Origin of the sequence: Streptomyces nanhaiensis (genome assembly GCF_046614825.1) — a bacterium.
GTDB lineage: Bacteria > Actinomycetota > Actinomycetes > Streptomycetales > Streptomycetaceae > Streptomyces > Streptomyces radiopugnans.
On sequence record NZ_JBKJFM010000095.1, the window covers coordinates 1 to 23755 of the forward strand.

Annotated in this window: 19 protein-coding genes and 1 pseudogene; 7 read left to right on the plus strand and 13 right to left on the minus strand. The window is 74.9% G+C overall.

Features of this window, described 5'->3' with window-relative positions:
• The 7 genes from ACLIYP_RS19715 to ACLIYP_RS19745 all read right to left on the minus strand — a co-directional run.
• A partial coding sequence (locus ACLIYP_RS19715; protein ID WP_412714452.1) for an adenosylhomocysteinase occupies positions 1–313 on the minus strand: 313 nt, incomplete at its 3' end.
• A gap of 395 nt (positions 314–708) precedes the next feature.
• Positions 709–1653 (minus strand): cation diffusion facilitator family transporter, encoded by a 945-nt coding sequence (locus ACLIYP_RS19720; RefSeq protein WP_412714453.1) that lies wholly within the window; start codon positions 1651–1653, stop codon positions 709–711.
• 161 nt (positions 1654–1814) lie between these two features.
• Entirely contained in the window at positions 1815–3026 is a 1212-nt protein-coding gene (gene manA, locus ACLIYP_RS19725) for a mannose-6-phosphate isomerase, class I (protein WP_412714454.1), read from the minus strand.
• Between the two features lie 207 nt (positions 3027–3233).
• Positions 3234–4406 (minus strand): SIS domain-containing protein, encoded by a 1173-nt coding sequence (locus ACLIYP_RS19730; protein ID WP_412714455.1) that lies wholly within the window; start codon positions 4404–4406, stop codon positions 3234–3236.
• Positions 4407–4440: 34 nt separating this feature from the next.
• Positions 4441–4611 (minus strand): Trm112 family protein, encoded by a 171-nt coding sequence (locus ACLIYP_RS19735; protein ID WP_093661033.1) that lies wholly within the window; start codon positions 4609–4611, stop codon positions 4441–4443.
• 163 nt (positions 4612–4774) lie between these two features.
• Positions 4775–6133 carry a phosphomannomutase/phosphoglucomutase gene (locus tag ACLIYP_RS19740; RefSeq protein ID WP_412714456.1) on the minus strand — a complete coding sequence of 453 codons (1359 nt, stop codon included), beginning with the start codon at positions 6131–6133 and terminating at the stop codon, positions 4775–4777.
• 50 nt (positions 6134–6183) lie between these two features.
• Entirely contained in the window at positions 6184–6579 is a 396-nt protein-coding gene (locus tag ACLIYP_RS19745; RefSeq protein WP_237880924.1) for a DUF3499 domain-containing protein, read from the minus strand.
• Positions 6580–7021: 442 nt separating this feature from the next.
• Between ACLIYP_RS19745 and ACLIYP_RS19750 the strand changes: the two genes are divergently transcribed.
• Positions 7022–7498, plus strand: a complete 477-nt coding sequence (locus ACLIYP_RS19750) for a metallopeptidase family protein (protein WP_412714457.1) — start codon at positions 7022–7024, stop codon at positions 7496–7498.
• 66 nt (positions 7499–7564) lie between these two features.
• Here the strand turns inward: ACLIYP_RS19750 and ACLIYP_RS19755 are convergent, their stop codons facing one another.
• The 3 genes from ACLIYP_RS19755 to ACLIYP_RS19765 all read right to left on the minus strand — a co-directional run bounded on the left by ACLIYP_RS19755 (position 7565) and on the right by ACLIYP_RS19765 (position 13403).
• Complete coding sequence (locus ACLIYP_RS19755; protein WP_412714458.1) at positions 7565–9100, minus strand: DUF5719 family protein; 1536 nt, start codon at positions 9098–9100, stop codon at positions 7565–7567.
• Entirely contained in the window at positions 9097–12783 is a 3687-nt protein-coding gene (locus tag ACLIYP_RS19760; RefSeq protein ID WP_412714459.1) for a glycosyltransferase, read from the minus strand. The genes ACLIYP_RS19755 and ACLIYP_RS19760 overlap by 4 nt, the downstream gene beginning before the upstream one ends.
• 356 nt (positions 12784–13139) lie before the next feature.
• The gene (locus ACLIYP_RS19765; RefSeq protein WP_003950432.1) at positions 13140–13403 is read right to left on the minus strand and encodes a WhiB family transcriptional regulator; all 264 of its coding nucleotides are present in this window, start codon (positions 13401–13403) and stop codon (positions 13140–13142) included.
• A 793-nt stretch (positions 13404–14196) separates the two neighbouring features.
• On the opposite strand from ACLIYP_RS19765, the gene ACLIYP_RS19770 reads away from it, so the two are divergent.
• The 3 genes from ACLIYP_RS19770 to ACLIYP_RS19780 are packed head-to-tail and all read left to right on the plus strand — an operon-like array spanning position 14197 to position 17089.
• A complete protein-coding gene (locus ACLIYP_RS19770; RefSeq protein ID WP_412714460.1) occupies positions 14197–14730 on the plus strand; it encodes a cysteine dioxygenase in 534 nt (177 codons plus the stop codon).
• 44 nt (positions 14731–14774) lie between these two features.
• Entirely contained in the window at positions 14775–15737 is a 963-nt protein-coding gene (cofD, locus tag ACLIYP_RS19775; protein ID WP_412714461.1) for a 2-phospho-L-lactate transferase, read from the plus strand.
• Positions 15734–17089 carry a coenzyme F420-0:L-glutamate ligase gene (locus ACLIYP_RS19780; protein ID WP_412714462.1) on the plus strand — a complete coding sequence of 452 codons (1356 nt, stop codon included), beginning with the start codon at positions 15734–15736 and terminating at the stop codon, positions 17087–17089. Before cofD ends, ACLIYP_RS19780 begins: the two co-directional genes overlap by 4 nt.
• A 93-nt stretch (positions 17090–17182) precedes the next feature.
• Here the strand turns inward: ACLIYP_RS19780 and ACLIYP_RS19785 are convergent, their stop codons facing one another.
• The 3 genes from ACLIYP_RS19785 to ACLIYP_RS19795 form a co-directional block, all read right to left on the minus strand.
• A complete protein-coding gene (locus tag ACLIYP_RS19785) occupies positions 17183–18184 on the minus strand; it encodes a DNA-3-methyladenine glycosylase family protein (protein WP_412714463.1) in 1002 nt (333 codons plus the stop codon).
• 16 nt (positions 18185–18200) lie between these two features.
• Entirely contained in the window at positions 18201–19283 is a 1083-nt protein-coding gene (gene manB / locus ACLIYP_RS19790) for a mannose-1-phosphate guanylyltransferase (protein WP_412714464.1), read from the minus strand.
• A gap of 135 nt (positions 19284–19418) precedes the next feature.
• The gene (locus ACLIYP_RS19795; protein ID WP_412714465.1) at positions 19419–20813 is read right to left on the minus strand and encodes a peptidoglycan recognition protein family protein; all 1395 of its coding nucleotides are present in this window, start codon (positions 20811–20813) and stop codon (positions 19419–19421) included.
• A gap of 136 nt (positions 20814–20949) precedes the next feature.
• On the opposite strand from ACLIYP_RS19795, the gene ACLIYP_RS19800 reads away from it, so the two are divergent.
• The 3 genes and pseudogenes from ACLIYP_RS19800 to ACLIYP_RS19810 all read left to right on the plus strand — a co-directional run.
• Complete coding sequence (locus tag ACLIYP_RS19800; protein ID WP_412714466.1) at positions 20950–21741, plus strand: TIGR03089 family protein; 792 nt, start codon at positions 20950–20952, stop codon at positions 21739–21741.
• Positions 21742–21924: 183 nt separating this feature from the next.
• A complete protein-coding gene (locus ACLIYP_RS19805; RefSeq protein WP_412714467.1) occupies positions 21925–23181 on the plus strand; it encodes an LCP family protein in 1257 nt (418 codons plus the stop codon).
• Positions 23182–23422: 241 nt separating this feature from the next.
• Positions 23423–23755 (plus strand): annotated as a pseudogene (locus tag ACLIYP_RS19810) (LCP family protein); the annotation flags it as partial.

Consider the following 23755-nt stretch of genomic DNA (forward strand, 5'->3'; position numbering starts at 1 on the left):
AGAAGATGTTGCACGAGGCCCAGCGCACCCGCGCCCCCAGCGCCACCAGCGTCTCGATCAGCACCGCCGTCTGCACCGTCATGTGCAGCGACCCGGTGATCCGCGCCCCGGCCAGCGGCCGCGCGGCGGCGTACTCCTCCCGGATCGCCATCAGCCCCGGCATCTCGTGCTCGGCCAGCGTGATCTCCTTGCGGCCGAACGCCGCCAGGGACAGATCCGCCACCTTGAAGTCCGGTGCGGTGCCGGCCGAAGTGCCGGTCGAAGTGTCGGTCGCGTCGGTCGATGCGCCGGTGGGCGCGTCGGTCGTCGTCATCGGAAGCTGCTCCTCGGAATCGGTCGAGGTGTCATGGCTGGCTGGTCTGCGGCAGCGGACAGGCGCGCGGGACCCGGGCACACCGGCGGTCCGCCGTGGTGTGCCGTCGTCACCGTACGCACCATGAGAACGTACGTGTCCCCTGACCGCAGCGCAGTCCGTCGGAGGCCCTCTCTCCCTCGGCCGGCCCGTTTGGCCGCCCGACCGCCATCAGCAGCGACGTCTGTGCCTTCCCGAGGCTACACGTTCGGCGTGCCGCCCGGACGGGACAGGGCACGGGCGCCGGGCGGGACCGGGGGGTTCCGGTCACCGGAGCGGGTGCGGCCGGTGACACGGCGAAGCGGCCCGGGACGTGGTCCGTCCCGGGCCGCTTCGCCGTGTCGCCGTGCCGCCGCTCAGAGGGCCTTGGCCGCGGCTTCCTCCGTCTCGGCCGCCCGGTATATGTCCGGCTCCAGGTAGATCACGCGGGCGATCGGGACCGCCGTGCGGACCCGGTGCTCGGCCTCGTCGATCGCCCGGGCCACCTCGGCCGCCGACTCGTGGCTCTCCACCGCGACCTTGGCGGCTACCAGCAGCTCCTCCGGGCCGAGGTGGAGCGTGCGCATGTGGATGATCCGGGTGACCCGCTCGCCGTCGACGATCGCCGCCCGGATCCTCCCGAGCTCCTCCGTACCGGCCGACTCGCCCAGCAGCAGGGACTTGGTCTCCACCGCGAGGACGATCGCGATGAGGACGAGCAGCACACCGATGCAGATGGTGCCGATGCCGTCCCACACCGGGTCGCCGGTCAGGAGCGCCAGGCCGACGCCGCCCAGGGCCAGGATGAGGCCGACCAGGGCGCCGAGGTCCTCCAGGAGCACGACCGGCAGTTCGGGCGCCTTGGCCCGCCTGACGAACGCCGTCCACGACTGCGTTCCGCGGACCGCGTTGGGCTCCTTGATCGCGGTGCGGAAGGAGAAGATCTCGGCGATGATCGCGAAGACCAGGACTCCCACCGGCCAGTACCAGTGCGAGAGTTCGTGCGGATGCCTGATCTTCTCGTAGCCCTCGTAGAGGGCGAAGAGGCCGCCGACCGAGAACAGGACGATGGCCACGAGGAAGGAGTAGATGTAGCGCTCGCGCCCGTATCCGAAGGGGTGTTCCTCGCTCGCCTTCTTCTTGGCCTTCTTGTGGCCGAGCAGCAGCAGCGCCTGGTTGCCCGAGTCGGCGACGGAGTGGACGCCCTCCGCGAGCATCGACGAGGAGCCGCTGAAGGCGAACGCCACGAACTTGGCCACGGCGATGGACAGGTTGGCGGCCAGCGCCGCGACGATCGCCTTGGTTCCGCCTGATGCGCTCATGGAAGGCTGACTCTCCTGGTAGGACGGCAGGGCTTGTTCCGGATCGAGGTCCGGGTCCGGGGAGGGGGCCGGTGCGGGGCTCGTTCCCCTGCCGGGCACCGGTACTCGCGGCGCGGCAGTGTGCGGTGCGGTGGCGCGGTCACACGACGGTCACACCGCGGTCACACGGCCACGGTCGCGCGGAAGAGCGTACCGCTGCCGGAGACCGCCACACGCTCGCCCGCCCGTACGAAGGCCGACCGGCCCCGGGCGAGGACGAGTTCGCCGCCTGCGCCACCTCCGGTCACCTCCTGCAGGGTGATCTCCCCGTCCGTGCACAGCAGGATCTGCGGTGTGCGGTCGTCCAGGTCGTGCGGTTCTGAGCCGGGCGCCAGGACGTACCGGGAGAGCCGGAACTCGTCGACGGGCGCCGCGTACACCTCCTCGCCCCCGGAGGTGGTGCGCGGCCGCAGCACCTCCGGCTCCGTCGGCTCGAAGCGGACGACGCGCAGCAGTTCGGGGACGTCCACGTGCTTGGGGGTCAGGCCGCAGCGCAGCACGTTGTCGGAGTTGGCCATCAGCTCCACACCCAGGCCGCCGAGGTAGGCGTGCGGGACGCCGGCGCCGAGGTAGAGGGCGTCGCCGGGCTCCAGGCGCACGACGTTGAGCAGCATCGCGGCCAGGACGCCCGGGTCGCCGGGGTAGTGGCCGGCGATGCCCGCGTAGGCGGCGTACTCCCGGGCGTACGGTCCTTCCCCGGTGGCCAGTCGCCGTGCGGCCGCGGCCGCCGCGCCGACGGTCTCGGCCATCGCCTCCCGGTCCGCGGAGAGTACGGCGGTCAGCACCTCGCCCAGCGCCTCGTCCTCGGGCCGGGCGCGCAGGATGTCCGCGTACGGCTTGAGGCCGCCGACGTCCAGGGCCTCCAGCAGGTCGGCGGTGTCGGCGGGGCGGCGGAAGCCGCACAGGCCGGTGAAGGGCGTGAGGGCGCAGATGAGTTCGGGCTTGTGGTTGGCGTCCTTGTAGTTGCGGTGCGGGGCGTCGGCCGGGACGCCCCGCTCCTCCTCGTCGGCGAAGCCCTCCCTGGCCTGGACGAGGTCGGGGTGGACCTGGAGGGAGAGCGGGGAGGCGGCCGCCAGCACCTTGAACAGGAACGGCAGCCGCGGCCCGAACGCCTCGACGACCGCCGGGCCCAGCTCGCCCTCGGGGTCGGCCGCGATCGCCTCCGACAGGGACGTCCCGCCTCCCGCGCGGTCGATCCGCGACGGCGCGCCGGGATGGGCCCCCATCCACAGCTCGGCCTGCGGTTCGCCGGTGGGCTCGGTGCCCAGCAGTTCGGGGATGGCGGTGGTGGAGCCCCAGGCGTAGGGGCGCACGGTGTTGGTGAGGAGGTCCATGCGGGATGGTGTCCTTGGGTTCTCGGGTCCTTGTTCCGGGCCCGGACCTCGTCGTCCGGGCTCTGACGGCACTGACGGTTCCGACGGCGCTTGACGGTTCTGAACCGCTCCGGCGCTCGGGCGCCTCGGGCCCTCGGGCCTCGGCCCGGCGCCCCGCGAGCCCGGCGCCCCGCGAGCCCGGCGCCCCCGGGGGGCCGGGTGTCCCCGTCAGCGCCGCTCGCCGCCGGCGAGCGCGAGGTAGACGGCGGCGAAGTCCACGGTGGCCAGCAGTTCGGCGGTGGCCTCCAGGGGGGTGCTGCCCTCGGCCGGCTCCAGTTCGCTGACCGGGGTGCCGTGCCCGTACGCCAGGTCGCGGGCGGCGACGGCGGCGGAGTGGGCCGCCGGGGGGCCCTCGCGCAGCAGGACGATCCGGGCGCGCATCGCCTCGGGCTCCTCCACCCTGTCCCGGAAGAAGTCGTCGGTGTCCTCCGCGCCCGCGAAGGAACCGGTCAGCAGGGCGCCGTGTGTGGTGAGCGCCTCCGGCAGGAGGGCGGCCAGCGCCGGGCGGCCGACGAGCGAGGTGAGGGTGGTGGCGAAGTGGCGGGCGGCGGCGGTCGCGACGGTGCCCTCGCTCCACAGCAGCGGCAGCGCGTCGGAGAGTTCCGCGGCCAGGGTCTTGGCGGGGTTGCCGTAGGTGGCGGCGGCGGGGCCGCACCGCTCGGCGACCCGGTCGAGGCGGTCTGCGAGCGCGGCGAGCTCCTCGGGGCCGGCCGCGGCCAGGCCGAGCCGGTCGGCCAGGGCGAGGAGCGGGGTGAGCAGCGCCCACAGGACGCCGGGGGCGGCGGGCGGGGCCGGGGTCTGCCGCTCGTAGGCGTCGCGCGGGTCGGGGCCCTCGTAGTGCTCCCCGGGCGCCTCGGCCAACGGTACGGCCAGGCCGCGGGCCTGGATGGTCGCCTCGGCCAGCGGGGCGTGGGCGGGGCTGACGGAGACGATGGTGCAGCCCCGGCGGTACGCCTGCTCGGCGAGCTCGGTCAGGCCGCCCTCGTGGCCGTCCGGGGTGGCGAGCAGCAGCAGGTCCAGCGGACCGGCCCAGCCCGGCAGCGTCCAGCGCAGCGCGCCGGGGTCGGGGAGGGAGCCCGCGGGGTGGAGCGGCATGACGGGGACGGCCCCGTTGCCGAAGGCCGCGAGGAGGTCGGCGACGCAGGAGACGGCCGGTCCGGTGCCCGCGACGAGGATGGCGCGGGGGCGGCCGTCGGGACGCAGTTCGGTCAGTCCCGCCTCGGTGGCGTGCCGAAGGGCCGTACGGGCGCGGGCGCCGGAGGCGGCGGCTCCGCGCAGCAGGCCGTGGGTGTCGGCTCCGGCCAGGGCGTCGGGGGCGTCGAGCAGGGTCTCGTCCAGCATGTGCGGCCTCTCCGGTCGCCGGGGGCGGTCGTGCTCAGGCGGGACGGCGTGCCTCGTCGACGAGGAGGACGGGGATGCCGTCCCGGACGGGGTACGCCAGCTTGCACTCGCTGCCGTCGCAGACCAGTTCGTCGCCCTCCTCGCGGAGGGGGGAGTGGCACGCCGGGCAGGCGAGGATCTCCAGGAGACCGGCTTCGAGCGGCATGGAGTGCGTCCCTTCGGGGCGGATGCGGTGCTGTTCGGTGGTGCTGTCGTGCGGTCAGCGTACCGCCGGGAGGCCGCCCTCCGTCGGCGGGTGCCGTGGCGGGCGGCGCCGGGACCGGTGGCCGGTCCCGGCGCCGCCGTGCGGTACTCGCCGGTCCGGCCCGTCAGGCGCGGACGATCGCCAGCACCTCGTCCCGGACCCGGGCGGCCGTCTCCGCGTCGCGCGCCTCGACGTTCAGGCGCAGCAGCGGCTCGGTGTTGGAGGGGCGGAGGTTGAACCACCAGTCGGACGCCGTGACCGTCAGGCCGTCCAGCTCGTCCAGCGTCAGGCCCTCGCGGCCTTCGTAGGCTGCCTTCACCGCGGCGGCGCGTCCCGCCTGGTCGTCGACGGTGCTGTTGATCTCGCCGGAGGCCGCGTAGCGGTCGTAGCGGGCGACCAGCTCCGACAGGGTGCCCTGCTGTCCGCCGAGCGCGGCCAGGACGTGGAGGGCTGCGAGCATGCCGGTGTCGGCGTTCCAGAAGTCGCGGAAGTAGTAGTGCGCGGAGTGCTCGCCGCCGAAGACCGCGCCGGTGCGTGCCATCTCCTCCTTGATGAAGGAGTGGCCCACCCGGGTGCGCACCGGGGTGCCGCCCGCCTCCTTGACGACCTCGGGTACGGACCAGGAGGTGATGCAGTTGTGGATCACGGTGGAGCCGGGGTGCTTGGCCAGCTCGCGCTCCGCGACCAGGGCGGTGACCGCCGACGGGGAGACGGGCTCGCCGCGCTCGTCGACGACGAAGCAGCGGTCGGCGTCGCCGTCGAAGGCCAGGCCGATGTCGGCGCCGGTCTCCCGCACCCGGGCCTGGAGGTCGACGATGTTGGCCGGATCCAGCGGGTTGGCCTCGTGGTTGGGGAAGGTGCCGTCGAGTTCGAAGTACATCGCGTCCAGCTCGACCGGCAGGCCGTCGAGGACGGTGGGGACGGTGTGGCCGCCCATGCCGTTGCCCGCGTCGACGACGGCCTTCAGCGGGCGGATGCCGGTGAGGTCGACCAGTGAGCGCAGATGGGCGGCGTAGTCGGCCAGCACGTCCCGCCGCGTGATCGTCCCCGGCTTCTCCACCGGCCCGGGGGCTCCGGCGGCGGCCCACTCCTCCACCAGCGCGCGGATGTCGGCCAGACCGGTGTCCTGGCCGACGGGGGCGGCGCCGGCCCGGCACATCTTGATGCCGTTGTACCGGGCGGGGTTGTGGCTGGCTGTGAACATCGCGCCGGGCAGGTCGAGCATGCCGCTGGCGAAGTAGAGCTGGTCGGTGGAGCACAGGCCGATCTCGGTGACGTCGGCGCCGCGGTCGGCGGCGCCCCGGGCGAAGGCACGCGACAGGCCCGGCGAGGAGGGGCGCATGTCGTGTCCGACCACGATCGCGCTCGCGCCCGTGACCGTCGCGAACGCCGCGCCGAACAGCTCGGCGAGGGGTTCGTCCCACTGGTCGGGCACCACACCACGTACGTCGTACGCCTTCACGATGTGTGACAGGTCAGGCACGGTCCACCCCTTCTGGAGTATCTGGCGACGCCCCAAATGTAACGGGGCGATCAGTTCTCGGGGGAACGCAGTACCCGCAGGTGGCCACGTCGAGCCACCTCCATCAGATCCGTCTCGCGCACGCCGCCGGAGCCGGGCTGCTCGGTGGGGGCGGGCTTCCTGCGCTGCGGGGTGCGGGCGGCCTCGCGAACGGCGTTGGCCAGGGCTTCGAGGTCGTCGCCGCTGGGACGGGCGGGCCCCGCGTCCACGGCGAGGCGGACGACCTCCCAGCCGCGCGGGGCGGTCAGCCGCTCCGAGTGCTCCGAGCACAGGTCGTAGCAGTGGGGCTCGGCATAGGTCGCGAGGGGGCCGAGGACGGCCGTCGAGTCCGCGTAGACGTACGTCAGCGTCGCCACGGCAGGGCGGCCGCACGCGGTGCGCGAACAGCGACGTACAGGGCTCACGATGTTGGACGGTACCGCACTCTTGAGCGGGCCGCGACGACTCTCCGGGAGGTCACCCTGTTGTGTCGTGCCGGCCCGCCGGGTTCCCGCGCCGCCGCGGCGGACCGGCTGACCTGGCACGGGCCGGAAAAGTCCGGTTGGCGGCGGGGCGGAAGCCGGACATAGGCGCCGTTACCCCTTCGTTCGGATTCCGTCATCGAGGAGCGATCATCGATCGGGGAGTTGTCCGAAACGGCACCGCGGAAAAACGGAACCGATCGCTCTCCGGAAACCGGTGGTGGACGCCGTCCCGTGCTCCTGGAGCGCGGGACGGCGCGCGGGACGGCGCGCGGTCGCTGTACGGCGGCGCGGGGCCGCTGTACGGCGCCGTGGGCCGGCGGCACGGAACGGCGGGGCCGCGTCATCCCTGCTCCCAGGCCTCCTCCGGGCGGCTACTCTCAAGGTGATGAGCAACCCCGTACCGCCCCGCCGGCCCGATCCGCGACCGCGTCGCCGGGATCGCCATGGACGCGGCATGCGCGGCCCCATCGCGCCGCCCCAGGTGCCGCTCGCCATGAGCCGCGCCGACGTCTTCGACGACCTGGTGCGCGACTCCGCGGACCGGCTGGAGAGGCAGTGGCCGCAACTGTCCGGGGTGGAGTTCGTGGTGCAGGAGGTACCGCCCGCCGCGCCGGGGGACGGCGGGCCCGGCGACTGGGTCGACGGCTGGCTCGACGGCCCGGACAGCGTGCCGCTCGGCCGGTACGCGGCCGCGCGGGACGGCCGCCCCGACCGCATCGTCGTCTACCGGCGGCCCATCGAGCTGCGCGCCAGGACGCGCGACGACCGGGCGCTGCTCGTCCATGAGGTGGTCGTCGAGCAGGTCGCCGAACTCCTCGGACTGGCCCCGGAGTCGATCGACCCGCGCTACGGGCAGGACTGAGACGGGGAGCGGGCCCGGCAGGCGCCCCGCGGGGTGCCTGCCGGGCCCGGCCCGCCGTACGCGCGCTCAGTCGACGAGCACCGACAGGTCCTGCCCGGCCCGCGGCACCGCCACCGTCCCCCGGTCGTCCGGGAGCGTCTGCACGGTGAACATCGGGATGCCGTCGTCCACCAGCGACAGCGTCCGGGCCGCGTACACCGTGCCGCCCGACAGCCGTTCGACGGTGAGCGCGTAGCGTCCCTTCGCGCCCTCCGGCCGCAGATCGTCGACGGCCGTCGTGGTGCCGGCCTCGAGGTCGAACGTCTTGCTGACCGGTTCGCCGCCGCCGCTGCCCGCCGACGCCGTCACCTTGACCTTCGCGGCCTTCTCCGGCGCCACCAGCGACAGGACCGTACCGCCGTCCTCGCCGTCCTCCGCCCCGGCGTCGCTTCCGGCCGCGGACGCCCGCTCCCGGACGGGCCCGGTGGCGGGGATGAACGCCATCTCCTGCCGCGCCCCCTCCCCGCGCAGCACGCGCAGCGCCGCCACGACGCGGGTGCCGCCGCCGCCCTCCTCGGCCGGGGAGAGGACCAGCGAACCGGGTTCGCCCCTGGTCACGTCGCCGAGGTCCACGGCGGTGGTCGTGCCGCTCCTGACGTGGAGGGTCTCCTGGCCCGCGGGGGTGATGGCGCCGGTGGGGGTGGCCAGCCGCACCTTCAGGTCCGCGTCCTTCTCGCCGGGCGCGAAGACGACCAGGCGTACGGCGGTGGCGTCGGCCGGGATGCCGGGCAGGACCAGGGGGTCCCGGGAGTCGGCGGAGGCCGGCAGCCAGTCGCCGCCGAGCTTCTCGTCGAGCGACTGCACCTGGGCCCCGATCCGGCCGCTGCGCGCCACCACGTGCAGGACCACGTTGGTGACCGGCTCCCGCGAGAGCGTGGAGAGCAGCACGGGCACCGTGGAGCGGCCGGGGACGTTGAGGCCCTCGCCGCTCTCGGTCTTCACCGAGCCGTCCTTGCCGTACAGCTCCAGGTCGACCACGGCCGGGGCGTCGTCGGGGTTGGTGAGGTGGATGTAGTCGTGGCGCGACTTCGCGGTGCTCGCGCCGGGGAACCAGAACTCGGTGCCGGGCACCGTGCAGGAGACGCCCAGCAGCCCGCGGCCGGTGCCCGCGGTGACGAGGGTGGTCTGCTGGACCGTCCAGCCGGGGGCGAGGCTTCCGTCGGCCGAGCCGGTCAGCGCGGGCGAGCCGCTGCTGTCCGCCTCCGCGGTGACCGGGACGCCGGGCTTCTCCAGGGGGACGACGGGGTCGGGCTCGCCGGCCTTCTTCCCGTCCTCGCCGCGGCCGCCGCCTTCCAGGGTGCCCCCGGCCGGCAGCAGTCCGGCCCCGCCGCCCGCGGCCCCCTTCCGCTCGGCGCCGCCCTCGGGCGTGTAGGCCGTGTACGTGGTCTCACCCACCTCCGAGGAGGCCGGCTGCGGGCACACCAGCGTGGAGCGTTCCACGGGGAGCCGGGCGGCGGCGGGGCCGGCGGCGGGCTCGCCGGAAGGGGTGGTCAGCGCCGCGACGCCGGTGACGGCGGCCAGCGCGGCGACCACGCCGATCAGGGAGTGGATGGTGCGGTTCATGCGCGGTCGCTCCTGTCGCCGTACGTCGTGCCGTCGCCGTAGGTCTCGCCGCCGTATCCGCCGCCGTACGCGCCGCCGTAGGTCTCGCCGCCGTAGGGGCCGTCGTGAGCGCCGTCGTAGGCGCCGCCGTCGTACGGGGGCCGGGGCTGCCCGCCCTGTTGGGCGTACGGGTCGCCCTGGCCGGCGTACCGCTGCCCGTCCCAGCCGTCCCAGTCCTGCTGCCGCGGTGCGTACGCGGGCTGGGACCCGGGTGCCGGTTCCCGCGCGGGTGCGGGTTCCGGTTCGGGCTCGGTCCGCGGCGGCGGGCCGTCCGCCGCCTCCTGCGCAGCGCGCAGCCTGCGGGCCCGTCGGCCCTCGCCCTCGACCGGCTGGGCCGGTACCGCCTCGGCCGCCTCGGGCAGGTCGTCGTCGATCTCGCGGCGGCGCCCCGGCAGCGCCATGACCAGCACCACCAGCATCAGGAAGCCCTGGACCCACACCCATGCGGTGTGCGCCGCGGGGGTCTCGTGGAGCAGCTCCAGCCGGCCGCCCTGAGCGGGCAGTTCGAAACCCTGCGCCCAGCCGTCCACGGTGACGGGCTTGAGCGGGCGCCCGTCCAGCGTGGCCCGCCAGCCGGGGTCGGCTGCGTCGGCGATCCGCAGCACCCGCCCGGCCGGTCCGGCGGGGACGCCGGTGCGCGCCTCGACCGGGCCGGCCGCCACGGCCACCGGCTCGGCCGCCTCGCCGCCCTTCCCCTCCGGGGGGACGACGGTGATCCGGGCGACCTGGGCGTCCACCCGCCACAGCGCGCTGCCGTCCTCCTGGCTGAGCCGGGACAGACCCGGTGTCGCGTCCAGCACCCCGCTCATCTCGCGGGGGGCGCCGTCGCGCACCAGGACGTAGCGGACGGCGTAGCCGCTGAGCTGCTCGGCCTGGTCGGCGCCGGAGCCCGCGACCAGGTTGCCGACGATCTCGTCCAGCCGCCGGTCGCCCCCGGCCTCGCGGGCCGTGTCGCCGTCGCCCAGCCGGGCGCCGGAACCGCGGACGAGGGTGTACGAGACCCGGGCCGTCGCGGAGGACGCGGTGTTCACGGAGTTCCCGGCGCCGGTCTCGCCGTCCAGGACGAGGGTGCGCGGGCGGTCCCGGGTGCCGCTCTCCTCGGCGACGAACGCCGGCACCTGCACCGGGCTGCGCCGCGACAGCGGCCCGTCGGCGCCGCCCGCAGTCCATACGGCGGCGGCCACCAGGGGCGCCACGGCGGCCGCGAGGCCGATGAGGGCCGCGACCGGCTGCCGCCAGCCGAAGCTCTGGGCCGCGACCCGGCCGCGCGCGCCCTCGGCGCCGAGCACGGCCGCGGCCAGCAGGCCCAGGCCGTAGACGAGGGTGGCGGGCCCGGCCCAGCCGGATCCGCCGGTGAGCGCGGCGAAGAGCAGACCGGTCAGGGCGGTGGTCCAGGCGGCCAGGATCGCGGTGCGCCGCTCGGAGCGCAGCAGCGCGGCGAGGGCGGCGAGCACCACGCCCGCGAAGAGCATCCCGCCCACCGTTCCGGGTCCGCCGGGGTCGAGGGTCAGCAGGCCGGTGGCGGAGGCGCTGCCCTCGCCGTACGGCAGCCCGGCCTCGCGCAGGAAGGCCGAGGGGCTGGTGAGCAGCCCCGCCGACCACGGCGCCAGCAGCACCATCGGCACCGCGAGCAGCACGGCGGCGCGGACGGCGTAGGCCCCGGCGTGGGCGCGCTGCCGCACCCGCAGGGCCAGTACGGCCAGCGCGAGTACGGCGGTGACCGGCCAGACGACGGGAGTGAAGGCGGTGGTGAGGGTGAGCAGCAGCGCCAGGGCCCACACGGGGCGCCAGCCCGGCCGGGTGTCCCCGGGCGTCCGCAGCCCCGAGGCCGCGACCGCGGCCCGGGCCATCAGCGGCAGGACGATCGCGAGCACGGCGGTGCCGAGCCGGCCGCCCGCCAGGGCTCCGGTGACGGCGGGCAGGAAGGCGTAGGCGACCGCGCCCCAGGCGCGCAGCAGCCGGGAGCCGACCAGCGGCCGGGAGGCGAAGTAGGCGGTGAGCCCCGCCAGCGGCACCGAGCAGACCAGCAGCAGGGTGAGGGTGAACCCGGTGCTGCCGAGGAAGACGGTGGCGAGCGCGGCGAGGACCGCCAGATACGGCGGTGCGGACTCGGCCACGCCGGTGCCGACCGGCTGCCAGACCTCCAGGTGGCGCGCCCACAGGTCGGCGGCGGAGCCGGGCGCGGGCAGCAGTGCGCCGCCGGCCAGCGCCCCGCCGGCCAGCAGGTCGCGGCAGGCCACCAGGGAGGCGAGGAGGAGCACGGCGAAGAGCACGGGCGCCGGCTTGCGTGCGATCCGCTTCAGCCGCGCGAACTGCTCGACCTCCAGGAAGTCGGCGTCGTCGTCGCCGGGCCCGGACTCGACGGCGCCGTGCCGCGCGCCGGAGGAGACGTCGGAGTCGGAGCGCCGGGCGAGGCTGCCCGCCACCTGCTCGGCGGTGGCGCGTACGGTCGCGCCCGGGGGCGGGAAGAGGGGGCGCAGCTCCGAGTGCGCGACCGCGGGTCTGCCGCGCCTGCGCCGGGCGGCGAGGATGCGCTCGGGGCGCAGGAGGGTTCCCATGAGCCCTCTGAACTCGTCGAGCGCCTGTCCGGGCACCTTGCCGACCAGATAGGCGAGCATCCTCAGCAGGGTGCCGAGGACCAGCCGCAGCAGGACCCAGGGCAGCTTCTTCCCGGGGGTGTTGACGAGCAGTGTGTAGACCGCGCCCGCCTTGTCCACGCGGTGCGGACCGGCGACCGAGCGCCCGACGCAGTCGATGGGCCGCCTCTCCCGGGAGGACGCCTCGGCGTGCCGGACGACGGCGTCGGGCGCGACGAGCACCCGGTACCCGGCGGCCTGGGCCCGCCAGCACAGGTCCACGTCGTCGCGCATCAGCGGCAGGTAGCGGTCGAAGCCGCCGAGCCGCTCGAAGACGTCGCGGCGTATGAGCATGCCGGCGGTGGAGACGGACAGCACCTGCCGCACCTGGTCGTACTGGCCCTGGTCCTGCTCCCGCCGGTCCAGGCCGGTCCAGCGGCGGCCGCTGTCGGCGATGGAGACGCCGATCTCCAGCAGCTGCCGGCGGTTGTACCAGCTGCGCAGCTTGGGGCCGACGACGGCGGCCGTCTCGTCGGCGTCCGCGACGCGGAGCAGTTCGGCCAGGGCGTCCGGCGCGGGCGCGCAGTCGTCGTGCAGCAGCCACAGCCACTGGACGGGTTCGCCGTAGGGCAGTTCGGGCATGTCGTAGGCGTCGTCGCGCCAGGTCCGGGTGACCGGGTCCCAGCCGCTGGGCCGCCTGAGGTAGGCCAGGTCGTCGGGGCCGAGGACGGGCGCGGTGCGGGCCGCCTCGCCGACCGCCGCGCCGAAGCCGGTGCGGCGGGCCAGGTGCAGTACGCGCTCGGGGCCGATCGCCTCGGAGACCAGTCGCGCGGAGTCGTCGGCGCTGCCGGTGTCGGCGGCGATCACGTCCTGCACCGGCCGCTCCTGGCCGGTGATCCCGGCCAGGACTTCGGGCAGCCAGCGCTCGCCGTCGTGGGAGACGAGCACGGCGGTGACGACGTGCTTGGGGAACTCCGGCGGCCCGCCGGGGTCGGCCTCGGGCCGTGGGGAGACGAACGCTGCTGTGGCCGCCTCGTACTGGGCCGCCGGGTGGCTGTGCACGGACATCGGGGTAGGGGCCCTCCGGCCGGGGTCCGGGGGTCGCCCCCCGGAAGGCTGCTGCGTCGGACTGCTGGAAGTGTGCTGGACGCGGGTGCCGTGCGCTCGGCGGCCGCGTCGTGGACGGCTCCCCACACTAATGGCTGAACGCGTCCCGGCGTCCGGGGTCCCGGGTACTGGCGCCCGCGCAGCGGTCCGCCCCCGCGCGGTGCGCGGGGGCGGACGGGGTTGCTCTGTGGTCCGTGCGGTGTCCTGTGCCGTTTCGTCCGCCGGTCGTCCTGACGCTTCGCCAGGCGGCCGCGGGGCCGGGATGCCGGGTTGCCGCGCGGACGTTCGGGAGGGCGGGGACGGACGAAGCCGGTCCGTCAGACGGCCGCCTTCTTCAGGCGGCGGCGCTCGCGCTCCGACAGACCGCCCCAGATGCCGAAGCGCTCGTCGTTGGCGAGGGCGTACTCGAGGCACTCGGAGCGGACCTCGCAGGCGAGGCAGACCTTCTTGGCCTCTCTGGTGGAACCGCCCTTCTCCGGAAAGAAGGACTCGGGGTCGGTCTGGGCGCACAACGCGCGCTCCTGCCAGCCGAGCTCCTCGTCCGCCTCTTCGACCAGCAGTTGTTCGAACAGCTCGGTCATGCGCGCCCCTCGTCTGTCTTTACGTCCCCGTGATGCTGTCGTTATCGATCCCGGCCGAACGACACGAGTGAAATTACAAGTGTGTACATCCACGCGAGTCAAGCCGAGATCTGCTATTGGGTCCGTTATTCACTCTGCGGAACCAAACCCTTGCATTAAGTGTTTAAATCACCACAAACCACGACAGGCGGATCGGACATCTCGCCCAACCGACCCTCCCGTCCGGAAGGACGCGTCCGGCCCCGGCCGCGTTGCCCTCCACGCTCCGAAGCGATCCCGATCACACTCTGATCACAGATCCACAACGACGTTTGTGCGTGCGGATGTTGCGCCACTTGTCCGCTCCCGACGCGCATAAACCTTTCGCCGCCCCTGACAACCGGAAGTGGTGAAACACGGCTGCCAAACGGGCCGTCCGGTTGACGGCCGGTTGACAGCGAGACGAGGTACCCGTTCTCCTTGGTGTCATGCCAGCGATCCGCTCGTTCAGCCCGGCCCGCCACCGCGGGGCCCTTCGCGCTGCCCGGGCCTGCTGTCGCTGTTGTCGCCGTTGAGGTCCTGGGTCGAGGTTCCGAGGCTCCCCAGGCTCTGAGGTTCACGAGGCGTAACACGGGCCGCCGAGACCGTCGGCGGCCGGCCGCGTGGAAGGCCATCCCTTCCGCCGTCCCCCTCCGCCTCCCGCGCCTCCTCTCCGCGCCTCTTCCCCAGGGCTCTGTCCTCTCCCGCCCTCTCCCGCCCTCTCCCGCCCTCTCCCGCCTTCTCCGCCCCGACCGCCCCGGAGGAACTCCCCACCGTGAACAGCGACGTCCAGATCGCCGGCGACCCGCTCGCCATCCCCCACCTCCTGCCGCCCGTCCCCGAACACCCCTCCACCGTCGCCGGTTTCGCCGGTCTGGCCCGTACGATCGCCGCCGACCGCGCCGCGTGGGCCCCGCTGGTGCGGTACGACGCCACCACCCGCTGGTACCACCGGCTGCGCACCGGGCCCGGCTACGAGGTCTGGCTGCTGAGCTGGGTGCCGGGCCAGGGCAGCGGGCCGCACGGCCACGGCCCCTCCTCCGGGGTCCTCACCGTCCTCGGCGGCGAACTGACCGAGCGGACCGCGAGCGGGGACCGCGTACTGGGCGCCGGTGCGCAGCGGGTCTTCGCACCCGGCTACGTCCACGAGGTCGTCAACGACGCCCTCGAGCCGGCCGTCAGCCTGCACGTCTACTTCCCCGGCCTCACCGAGATGCCGATGCATACCCCGCACGCCGTCTCGCACGCCGCCTCGTGCGCCCCGGCGCGGGGGGAGGCGGAGGCGCCCCGCAGCCCGCTGCCGGGCTGACGCCCCGCCCCGACAGGGCCGCCCCGGACTGAGAGACTGTCGGCATGCAGCGCATTGTGGTTCTGGCCGGGGGCATCGGTGGTGCCCGCTTCCTGCGTGGACTGAAGGAGGCCGCACCCGACGCCGAGATCACGGTCGTCGGCAACACCGGTGACGACATCCACCTCTTCGGCCTCAAGGTCTGCCCGGACCTCGACACCGTGATGTACACCCTGGGGGGCGGCATCAACGAGGAGCAGGGCTGGGGCCGCGCGGAGGAGACCTTCACCGTGAAGGAGGAGCTGGCGGCGTACGGCGTCGGCCCCGACTGGTTCGGCCTGGGCGACCGCGACTTCGCCACCCACATCGTCCGCACCCAGATGATCGGCGCGGGCTATCCGCTCAGCGCCGTCACCGAGGCGCTGTGCGCGCGCTGGCGGCCGGGGGTGCGGCTGCTGCCGATGACCGACGACCGGGTCGAGACCCATGTGGTGATCGAGGCCGAGGACGGCGGCCGCAAGGCCGTGCACTTCCAGGAGTACTGGGTGCGGCTGCGGGCGTCGGTGCCCGCGCAGGCGGTGATCCCGGTGGGCGCCGAGCAGGCCAAGCCGGCTCCGGGCGTGCTGGAGGCCCTGTCGGAGGCGGACGTGGTCCTCTTCCCGCCGTCCAACCCCGTGGTCAGCATCGGCACCGTCCTCGCCGTGCCCGGCATCCGCGAGGCGATCGCCGACGCGGGGGTGCCGGTGGTGGGCCTGTCCCCCGTCATCGGGGGCGCCCCGGTGCGCGGGATGGCCGACCGGATGCTGGCCGCCATCGGTGTGGAGACCACGGCAGCGGCGGTGGCCGGGCACTACGGGTCCGGGCTGCTGGACGGCTGGCTGGTGGACACCGCGGACTCCGGCGCCGTGGCCGAGGTCGAGGCCGCGGGCATCCGCTGCCGGGCCGTACCGCTGCTGATGACGGACGTCGGGGCCGCGGCCCGGATGGCGCGCGAGGCGCTCGGCCTCGCCGAGGAGGTGCGGATGTGACCGGCTCGGAGTCCCTTCCGGTGTACCGGGTGTGGGCGCTGCCCGGGATACCCGAGGTGCGGCCGGGCGACGACCTGGTGAAGCTGATCGCGGACGCGGCCACCGCCCCGGGGCTGCCCGGTCTGGCCCACGGCGACGTGCTGGTGGTGACATCGAAGATCGTCAGCAAGGCCGAGGGGCGGGTGGCCGAGGCCGCCGACCGGGAGGCCGCGATCGACGCCGAGACCGTACGGGTGGTCGCCCGGCGCGGGCCGGCGCGGATCGTCGAGAGCCGGCACGGCTTCGTGATGGCCGCGGCCGGGGTGGACGCGTCCAACACCCCGGCCGGGACGGTGCTGCTGCTGCCCGAGGACCCGGACGCCTCCGCGCGCCGGATCCGCGAGGGCCTGCTGGAGCTGCTGGGCGTGACGGTCGGGGTCGTGGTCACCGACACCTTCGGGCGGCCGTGGCGCGTGGGGCAGACCGATGTCGCGATCGGCGCCGCCGGGGTCCGGGTCCTGGAGGACCTGCGCGGCGGCACGGACATGTACGGCAACCCGCTGGGCGTGACGGTCACGGCCGTCGGCGACGAACTGGCCGGGGCCGGGGAGCTGGTGAAGGGCAAGGCCGACGGGCTGCCGGTCGCGGTGGTGCGGGGCCTGCCGCAGCACGTGCTGTGGGACTCCCCCGGGGAGAGCGGCGGCGAGGGCGGGGACACCGGGGCGCGGGCGCTGGTCCGCGCGGCGGCGGACGACATGTTCCGCCTGGGCGCCTCCGAGGCCGTACGCGAGGCGGTGACACTGCGGCGCACCGTTCGGGAGTTCACCGGCGAGCCGGTGGACGGCGCGGCGGTGCGGCGGGCGGTGGCCGCGGCGGTCACGGCCCCGGCGCCGCACCACACGACGCCGTGGCGCTTCGTCCTGCTGGAGTCCGCCGCCTCGCGCACCCGGCTGCTGGACGCCATGCGGGAGGCGTGGATCGCCGACCTGCGCGCGGACGGGAAGAGCGAGGAGAGCATCGCGAAGCGGATCCGGCGCGGGGACGTACTGCGGAACGCGCCGTGTCTGGTGGTGCCGTGCCTGGTGACCGAGGGGGCGCACGACTATCCGGACGCGCGGCGCTCGGCCGCCGAGCGCGAGATGTTCGTGGTCGCGGCCGGGGCCGGGGTGCAGAACCTGCTGGTCGCCCTGGCGGGCGAGGGTCTGGGGTCGGCGTGGGTTTCGTCCACCATGTTCTGCCGCGACGTGGTGCGCGAGGTGCTGGAGCTGCCCGGCGACTGGGACCCGATGGGCGCGGTGGCCGTCGGCCGGGCCGCCGCCCCGCCGAAGGCGCGCCCGCCGCGGCGGGCGGAGGACTTCACGGTCGTCCGCTGACGGGCCCGGTTCCGGGCGCTGTCGGGGACACCGCCGGAGACACCGCCGGAGGCACCGCCGCGGACGTCGTGGCAGGTGCTGTCACGGGCGCTGTCACAGGCGTGCGATGTCGCCGCGCGGGAAGCGCGGCGCACGGCGGGGCGGGGTGCGGCCGGTGGCCAGGATCAGCCGGGTCGCGCGGTGGCGCTGGCCCGCGTAGGGGGCGAGCAGTTCCAGCATCCGCGCGTCGTCGCCGTCGCGTGCGCCGGTAAGGGCGTAGACCACGATCCCCGGCAGGTGCAGGTCGCCGACCGTCACCGCGTCCGCCGCGCCGTTGGTGCGCTGGAGCGTCTCGGCCGCCGTCCAGGGGCCGATGCCGGGGATCGCCGTCAGCCGGGTCACCGCCGCGGCCGGGTCCATGCGCGCGGCCTCCTCCATGCGCCGGGCGCGCGCCACCGCGCGCAGGATCGTCGAGGAGCGCTTGTTGTCCACCCCGGCCCGGTGCCACTCCCAGGAGGGGATCAGCGCCCAGGTGCGCGGCCCGGGCATCACGTGCATCCGCTCGGGAAGGCGGTCGGCCGGGCCCGGCGCGGGCTCGCCGTACCGGCGCAGCAGCAGCCGCCAGGCGCGGTACGCCTCGTCCGTGGTGACCTTCTGCTCCAGGATCGAGGGGATCAGCGACTCCAGCACCAGTCCGGTGCGCACCAGGCGCAGTCCGGGATGGCGGCGGTGCGCCTCGGCCACGATCCGGTGGCGGGGGACGAAGGCCGACGGGTCGTCGTCCGCGCCGAGCAGCGCCGGAAGGCGGTCGAGGACCCACTCGGCGCCCGGCCCCCACGCCTCGGCCACCACCTCGCCCGCGCACGCGTCCGGCGCGACGCACAGCGTGGCCGGGCCCAGGGGGGTGCGGGTGGCCCTCCAGACCGCGCCGCCGACCGCCCGGCAGGCGGGGTCGTACGGGCCGCGCTGGAGCACTCTCAGATTGCGGCGCAGGTCGTGCGGCCCGAACGGCTGCGGCGGGGCCCAGCGGCGGACGGCGGGGGCGGAGCCGGGGGCGGTCTCGGGACCGGGTGCGGGGCCGAGTGCGGAGTCGGGTGCGGAGTCGGGGTCGGTCACGGTTCGGCGCTCCGGTTCAGCAGTCGGACGAGAAGCGGACCGAGCCCGCCTCCAGGCGGGCGCCGCACCACACCCGGATGCCGTCGCGCAGTTCGTTGTCCTCGCCGACGACCGCACCGTCTCCGACGACCGCGCCCTCCAACACCGTACGCGCCCCTATGCACGCCCCCGTGCCGACGAGCGAGTCGCGCACCACGGCGCCCGGCCCGACGACCGCGCCGTCCAGCACCGTGCTGCCGTGCACCCGGGCCCCCTCGCCGATCACCGCGCCCGCGCCGACCGCCGTACCGCCGGTCAGTCTGGCGCCGGGGGCCACCTCCGCACCGTCCAGCACCAGCCGCTCGCCGCGGCGGCCGGGCACGGCCGGGGAGGGCGCGTGACCCAGCACCAGATCGGCCGAGCCGCGGACGAACGCCTGCGGGGTGCCCAGGTCGAGCCAGTAGGTCGAGTCGACCATGCCCTGCAGATGGGCGCCTTCGGTGAGCAGTCCGGGGAAGGTCTCGCGCTCCACGGAGACCGGGCGGCCGGCCGGGATTGCGTCGATCACCGACCGGTCGAAGACGTACGCGCCCGCGTTGATCTGGTCGGTGACGATCTCCTCGGGGGTCTGCGGCTTCTCCAGGAAGGCGGTGACCCGGCCGTCGGCGTCGGTGGGGACCAGGCCGAAGGCGCGCGGGTCCGCCACCTTCGTCAGATGGAGGGAGACGTCGGCCCCGGAGGAGGTGTGGGTCTCCACCAGGGCGCGGATGTCGAGGCCGGTGAGGATGTCGCCGTTGAAGACCAGCACCGGGTCGCCGGGGCCGCAGTGGAGGCGGGAGGCGACGTTGCGGATGGCCCCGCCGGTGCCCAGCGGCTCCTCCTCGGTGACGTACTCCAGGTGGAGCCCCAGGTCCGAGCCGTCGCCGAAGTACGGCTCGAAGACCTCGGCCAGGTAGGAGGTGGCGAGTACGACGTGCTCGACCCCGGCCGCGCGGGCACGGGCCAACTGGTGGGTGAGGAAGGGGACTCCCGCCGCCGGGACCATGGGCTTGGGGGTGTGGACCGTCAGCGGCCGCAGCCGGGTTCCCCTGCCCCCGACGAGGAGGATCGCTTCTGTCACCGGTTCTTCTCTGCTTCCTGCTGGGTGCCGTGCCTGGTGGCCGGGCCAGTGTAGGCGGCCCGGCCGGCGCGGCCCCCGGCGCGGCGGGCCGCCGGCCCGGGGACCGCGCCGGCGGCTCGTACGGCGGGGCCGGTCCTACCTGCCCTGCAGCCGGGCCGCGGTGGCCCGGATGGTGCCCAGCTTGGCGTAGAGCCGGTTGCCCGGGCAGTTGGTGACGTAACCGTCCCGGTGCCCGGAGACGGTGCGGAGCCTGACCGTGGCCCCCTTGCGGTACTTGCCGCCGCCGGACTTCATGGAGGCGGTGCCGCGCGGGTTGACGCCGTGCAGGCCCAGCTTCCAGGCGACGAGCCTGGACACGGCGTTCACCGCGGCCTTGGAGGGATTGGTGCTGCTGTACGAGCCGAGGACGGCGATGCCGGTGCTGTCGTGGTTGAAACCGTAGGTGTGGGCGCCCATCACCGGGTTGGCCACGCCGCCGGCGCGGCCTTCGTAGATCTTTCCGCACTTGTCGACGAAGAAGTTGTAGCCGACGTCCCGCCAGCCGTTGCTCTGGACGTGGTAGCGGTAGATGCCCCGGATGATGGCGGCGGACTGGCCGCACGAGTAGTTGTTGCTCATCGCCGTGTGGTGGACGAAGGCCACCTTGACCGTTCTGGTGTAGAGGAACGGTCCGCGCAGCCGCTCGTCGGCTCCCCATCCCCTGCGGGTGACGATGCCGGGCCGGGGGCCGATGGGGGCGTCGGCCGCGGCCCTCAACTGGCCGGTCCCGTCGGCCGTACCTGCCTGGCCGTCCTGGGCGTCCTGGCCGGGGGCCCGTACCGCGAGCAGGTCCTCGCGGGTTCCCTGCCGGTCCAGGGCCGGGATCTCCAGGGCTCCGGGCGGGGCGAGCGCGGAGTTCGCCTCACCGGCGGGGTTCTTCCCGGTCCCGGCGGCGGGGTCGTCGCCGGGGTGGACCAGGTCCAGGCGCAGCCCCTCCGGCAGCCGGTGCGCTCCGGAGGCGTCCTCCCCCGGGCCTTCCGTCGCTTCCGGCTCCTCGGGCTCCTCCGGCAGGACGCGGGCCTGCACTCCGTTGGAGTCGCCGACCCACAGCGGTGCCGTGGCTCCGCGCACCTTGTCGCCGCGGGCCTCGGCCGAGTCGGGGTCGGGCCGGTCCGCGTGGGCCTCCAACTCCTGCCAGGACGACCACTTTCCGGTGGCCGCGGACTTGGTGCGCACCTGGATCCGGCCGTGCAGTTCCTCCTCCGGGTCGTCCCAGACCACGCCGAGCAGCGCGAAGGGGTCGACCTCGCGGGCCGGGAGGCCGAGGGACACCGAGTCGGAGGAGCCGGGCGGGGCGGTCGTGGGCGGCGGGGTGAGGGGCACGAGCGGCAGCGACTGGGTGCTGCCCGGCAGCCGGGGGGCCGCCACGGACCCGGGAGCGGGTGCGGGGGCCGCGGAGGCGCTGTTCGCCAGGCCGTCGGGCGCGGTCAGCGGCAGCACCGCGGCCGCTGCGCACGCGACGCCGATCGATGACGCAATGAATGCACGCATAGATCCGATATTGGACACAGGGGATATGGCTGTCTAACGGGGAGCTGACGCCCGGTCGCCCTGAGTCGTCCTCACCGGACACCGGGAGCGTCCCGTTCCGGCACCCCCGGGCCGCGGCCCGCGTACCCTGGCGCCGATGAACACCACCGATCGCACCCCTGCCGACCTGCTGCGATCCGCGCTCGCCGCGGACGCCGCCCGCCCGCTGGTGACCTTCTACGACGACGCCACCGGCGAGCGCGTCGAACTCTCCGCCGCCACCCTCGCCAATTGGGTGGCGAAGACGGCCAACCTCCTGCAGGGCGAACTGTCCGCCGAGCCCGGCGACCGCCTCGCGCTGCTGCTGCCCGCACACTGGCAGACCGCGGTCTGGCTGCTGGCCTGCTCCTCCACCGGAGTCGTCGCCGAACTGCCCGCCGACACCACCGACACCGCCGGCACCGGCTCGGCCTCCTCCCTCGCCGCGGCCGCCGACCTCGTCGTCAGCGGCCCGGACACCCTGGAGGCGGCCCGCGCCTGCACCGGCGAGCGCATCGCGCTCAGCCTGCGCCCCCTGGGAGGACGCTTCCCCCGGCCGCCCGAGGGCTTCACCGACTACGCCGTCGAGGTGCCGGGCCAGGGCGACCACTTCGCCCCCTTCTCCCCCGTCGACCCGGACGCGCCCGCGCTGGTCGTCGGCGGCGAGGAGCTGACCGGGGCGCAGGTCGTCGAACGCGCCCGCGCCGACGCCGGAGCGCGGGGGCTCGGCCCCGGCGCACGACTGCTGTCGGGGCTGCCGTACGGCACCTGGGAGGGAGTCTGCGCCGGACTGTTCGCCCCCCTGGCCGCCGGGGGCTCGGTCGTGCTCTGCCGCCACCTGGACCGCCTGGACGCGGCGGGGCTGGAGGAGCGCGTGCGGAGCGAGCGCATCACCCACACGGCCGACTGACCCGCCGTCGGCGGGCCGCCCGCCCCGTCCCGGCACCCGCCCCACGGCAGAACACGTCCCCCGGTCTCCGGTCGCGCGGTTGTTTTCTCTGCCGCCGGTACAACCACGGGCGCCTCTCGGGTGTCTGTACAGAAGACCGGCGACCGCACGGCTGTCCGCGCACCCGCCGCCGACCGCTGAGGGATGAACACATACGTGACCGAACCCGAGGACGCGCAGCAGACCGGCCTCCCCCACCCCCCGCCCCGGCCACGCCGCCGGTGGCTGCGCTGGGCCGCCCTGGGCGCGTCGCTCGCCGTGCTCGCGGCGGGCGGCGCGGCCTGGGTCCTCTACAACAGGCTCGACGGCAACATCCGCACCGACGTGGAGGCCGCCGACCAGTTGCGGCGCTTCGACCGGGAGCGCCCCGCGGCCGTCGTGCACGAGGCGAAGAACATCCTGCTCATCGGCTCCGACGACCGCAGCGGCGACAACGGCAGGTACGGGCGGGACAGCGGCACCCAGCGCTCCGACACCGCCATCCTGCTCCACCTGTCGGCCGACCGCTCCAGCGCCACCGGGGTGTCGATACCGCGTGACCTGATGGTGGACATACCCGAGTGCCCCGGGCCGGACGGCACGACCGCCCGGCCCCTGTTCGCGCAGTTCAACTGGGCCTACGAGAGGGGCGGGGCGGCCTGCACGATCCGCACGGTCGAGAACCTGACCGGCATCCGCGTGGACCACCACCTGATCGTGGACTTCACCGGCTTCGAGAACCTGGTGGACGCGGTCGGCGGCGTCGAGGTGTGCCTGGCCGAGCCCGTGAACGACCCCGAGGCGCACCTCGTCCTGGACGCCGGGCCCCAGCGGCTCGACGGCGAGCAGGCCCTCGGCTACGTACGCGCCCGCAAGGGCATCGGCGACGGCAGCGACACCCAGCGGATGGAGCGGCAGCAGGAGTTCCTCTCCACCCTGCTGCGCCAGGTGCGCGACGACGGGCTCCTGACCGACCCGGCCGAGCTCTACCGGGTGCTGGACGCGGTGACCTCCTCGCTCACGGCCGATCCCGGGCTGGACTCCCTCCCCGAGCTCTACGACCTGGTGAGCGGCGTCCGCGACATGCCCGCGGAGCGGGTGCGGTTCATGACCGTGCCCCGGCAGCCGTACACCTACGATCCCAACCGCGACGAGCTGGTGCAGCCGGACGCGGACCTGCTGTTCGCGGCGCTGCGCGACGACCGGCCGGTGCCGGCGGAGGGCGGCGGGGAGCCCGGCGGGCGGCCTGCCGGGGACTCCTCCGCAGTGCCTTCCGCAGAGCCGTCCGCCGCGCCGTCCGCCGGGGCCGGGGTCCCCGCGTCCGCCCCCGGGGCCGGGGCGCGGGAACCGAGCACTGCGCCCACCGGTTCGCCGTCCGGTTCGCCGTCCGGTTCGCCGTCCGCCGGAAGCCCGTGCGGATGAGCGCGGACGCGGGGGAGCGCGAGAGAAAAAGCACAGGGATCGCCCCTGGGGATTGGAATGGAATGTCTGTTTGAGGAAGAAAGTAACCTGCCTGCGGGGGTGCTTGACGACGGGCCGCGGCAGATAGTGTGAGCAATCCGGTGCGCTCGCCCGTGGCCGCTGCGCACCGCTGGAGACCGACCGAGCGCCTGATGCCTGACAGGGAAGGCGCTGCGTGGCACGACGGAGGACTCAGGCAACCGTGGACGCGCAAAGCCGTGGGCGGGCTGGGGACATCGATCCCGCAGACCAGTGGGTGTTCGACCCGGAGACGGGCGACTACAAGCTGCGACCGACGGCCCCCGCTGCGCGACCGTCACCCTCCCCGCGCCCGTCCTCGCCGTCCGGCGAGCCCACGTCCCGCGCCGGCCGCCGGTCGGCCCCGCCGCGCGGCGAGGTGCCCCGGCAGCGCAGAAGGCGTCCGGAGGACGGCGGTACGGCCAAGGACGGCGCCGGGGACGGCGCGAGAGGCGGCGCGGCGGACGGCGCGAAGCCGGCCGGGCGGGCGGCGGCACGCCACGCGGCGGGCGGACGC

What these genes read in the sequence shown, in the direction of transcription:
- ACLIYP_RS19720 (WP_412714453.1), bottom strand. Translation starts at nt 1,653, where the DNA reads ATGAGCGCATCAGGCGGAACCAAGGCGATCGTCGCGGCGCTGGCCGCC.
- manA (WP_412714454.1), bottom strand. Translation starts at nt 3,026, where the DNA reads ATGGACCTCCTCACCAACACCGTGCGCCCCTACGCCTGGGGCTCCACC.
- ACLIYP_RS19730 (WP_412714455.1), bottom strand. Translation starts at nt 4,406, where the DNA reads ATGCTGGACGAGACCCTGCTCGACGCCCCCGACGCCCTGGCCGGAGCC.
- ACLIYP_RS19735 (WP_093661033.1), bottom strand. Translation starts at nt 4,611, where the DNA reads ATGCCGCTCGAAGCCGGTCTCCTGGAGATCCTCGCCTGCCCGGCGTGC.
- ACLIYP_RS19750 (WP_412714457.1), top strand. Translation starts at nt 7,022, where the DNA reads ATGAGCAACCCCGTACCGCCCCGCCGGCCCGATCCGCGACCGCGTCGC.
- ACLIYP_RS19755 (WP_412714458.1), bottom strand. Translation starts at nt 9,100, where the DNA reads ATGAACCGCACCATCCACTCCCTGATCGGCGTGGTCGCCGCGCTGGCC.
- ACLIYP_RS19760 (WP_412714459.1), bottom strand. Translation starts at nt 12,783, where the DNA reads ATGTCCGTGCACAGCCACCCGGCGGCCCAGTACGAGGCGGCCACAGCA.
- ACLIYP_RS19765 (WP_003950432.1), bottom strand. Translation starts at nt 13,403, where the DNA reads ATGACCGAGCTGTTCGAACAACTGCTGGTCGAAGAGGCGGACGAGGAG.
- cofD (WP_412714461.1), top strand. Translation starts at nt 14,775, where the DNA reads ATGCAGCGCATTGTGGTTCTGGCCGGGGGCATCGGTGGTGCCCGCTTC.
- ACLIYP_RS19795 (WP_412714465.1), bottom strand. Translation starts at nt 20,813, where the DNA reads ATGCGTGCATTCATTGCGTCATCGATCGGCGTCGCGTGCGCAGCGGCC.
- ACLIYP_RS19800 (WP_412714466.1), top strand. Translation starts at nt 20,950, where the DNA reads ATGAACACCACCGATCGCACCCCTGCCGACCTGCTGCGATCCGCGCTC.
- ACLIYP_RS19805 (WP_412714467.1), top strand. Translation starts at nt 21,925, where the DNA reads ATGAACACATACGTGACCGAACCCGAGGACGCGCAGCAGACCGGCCTC.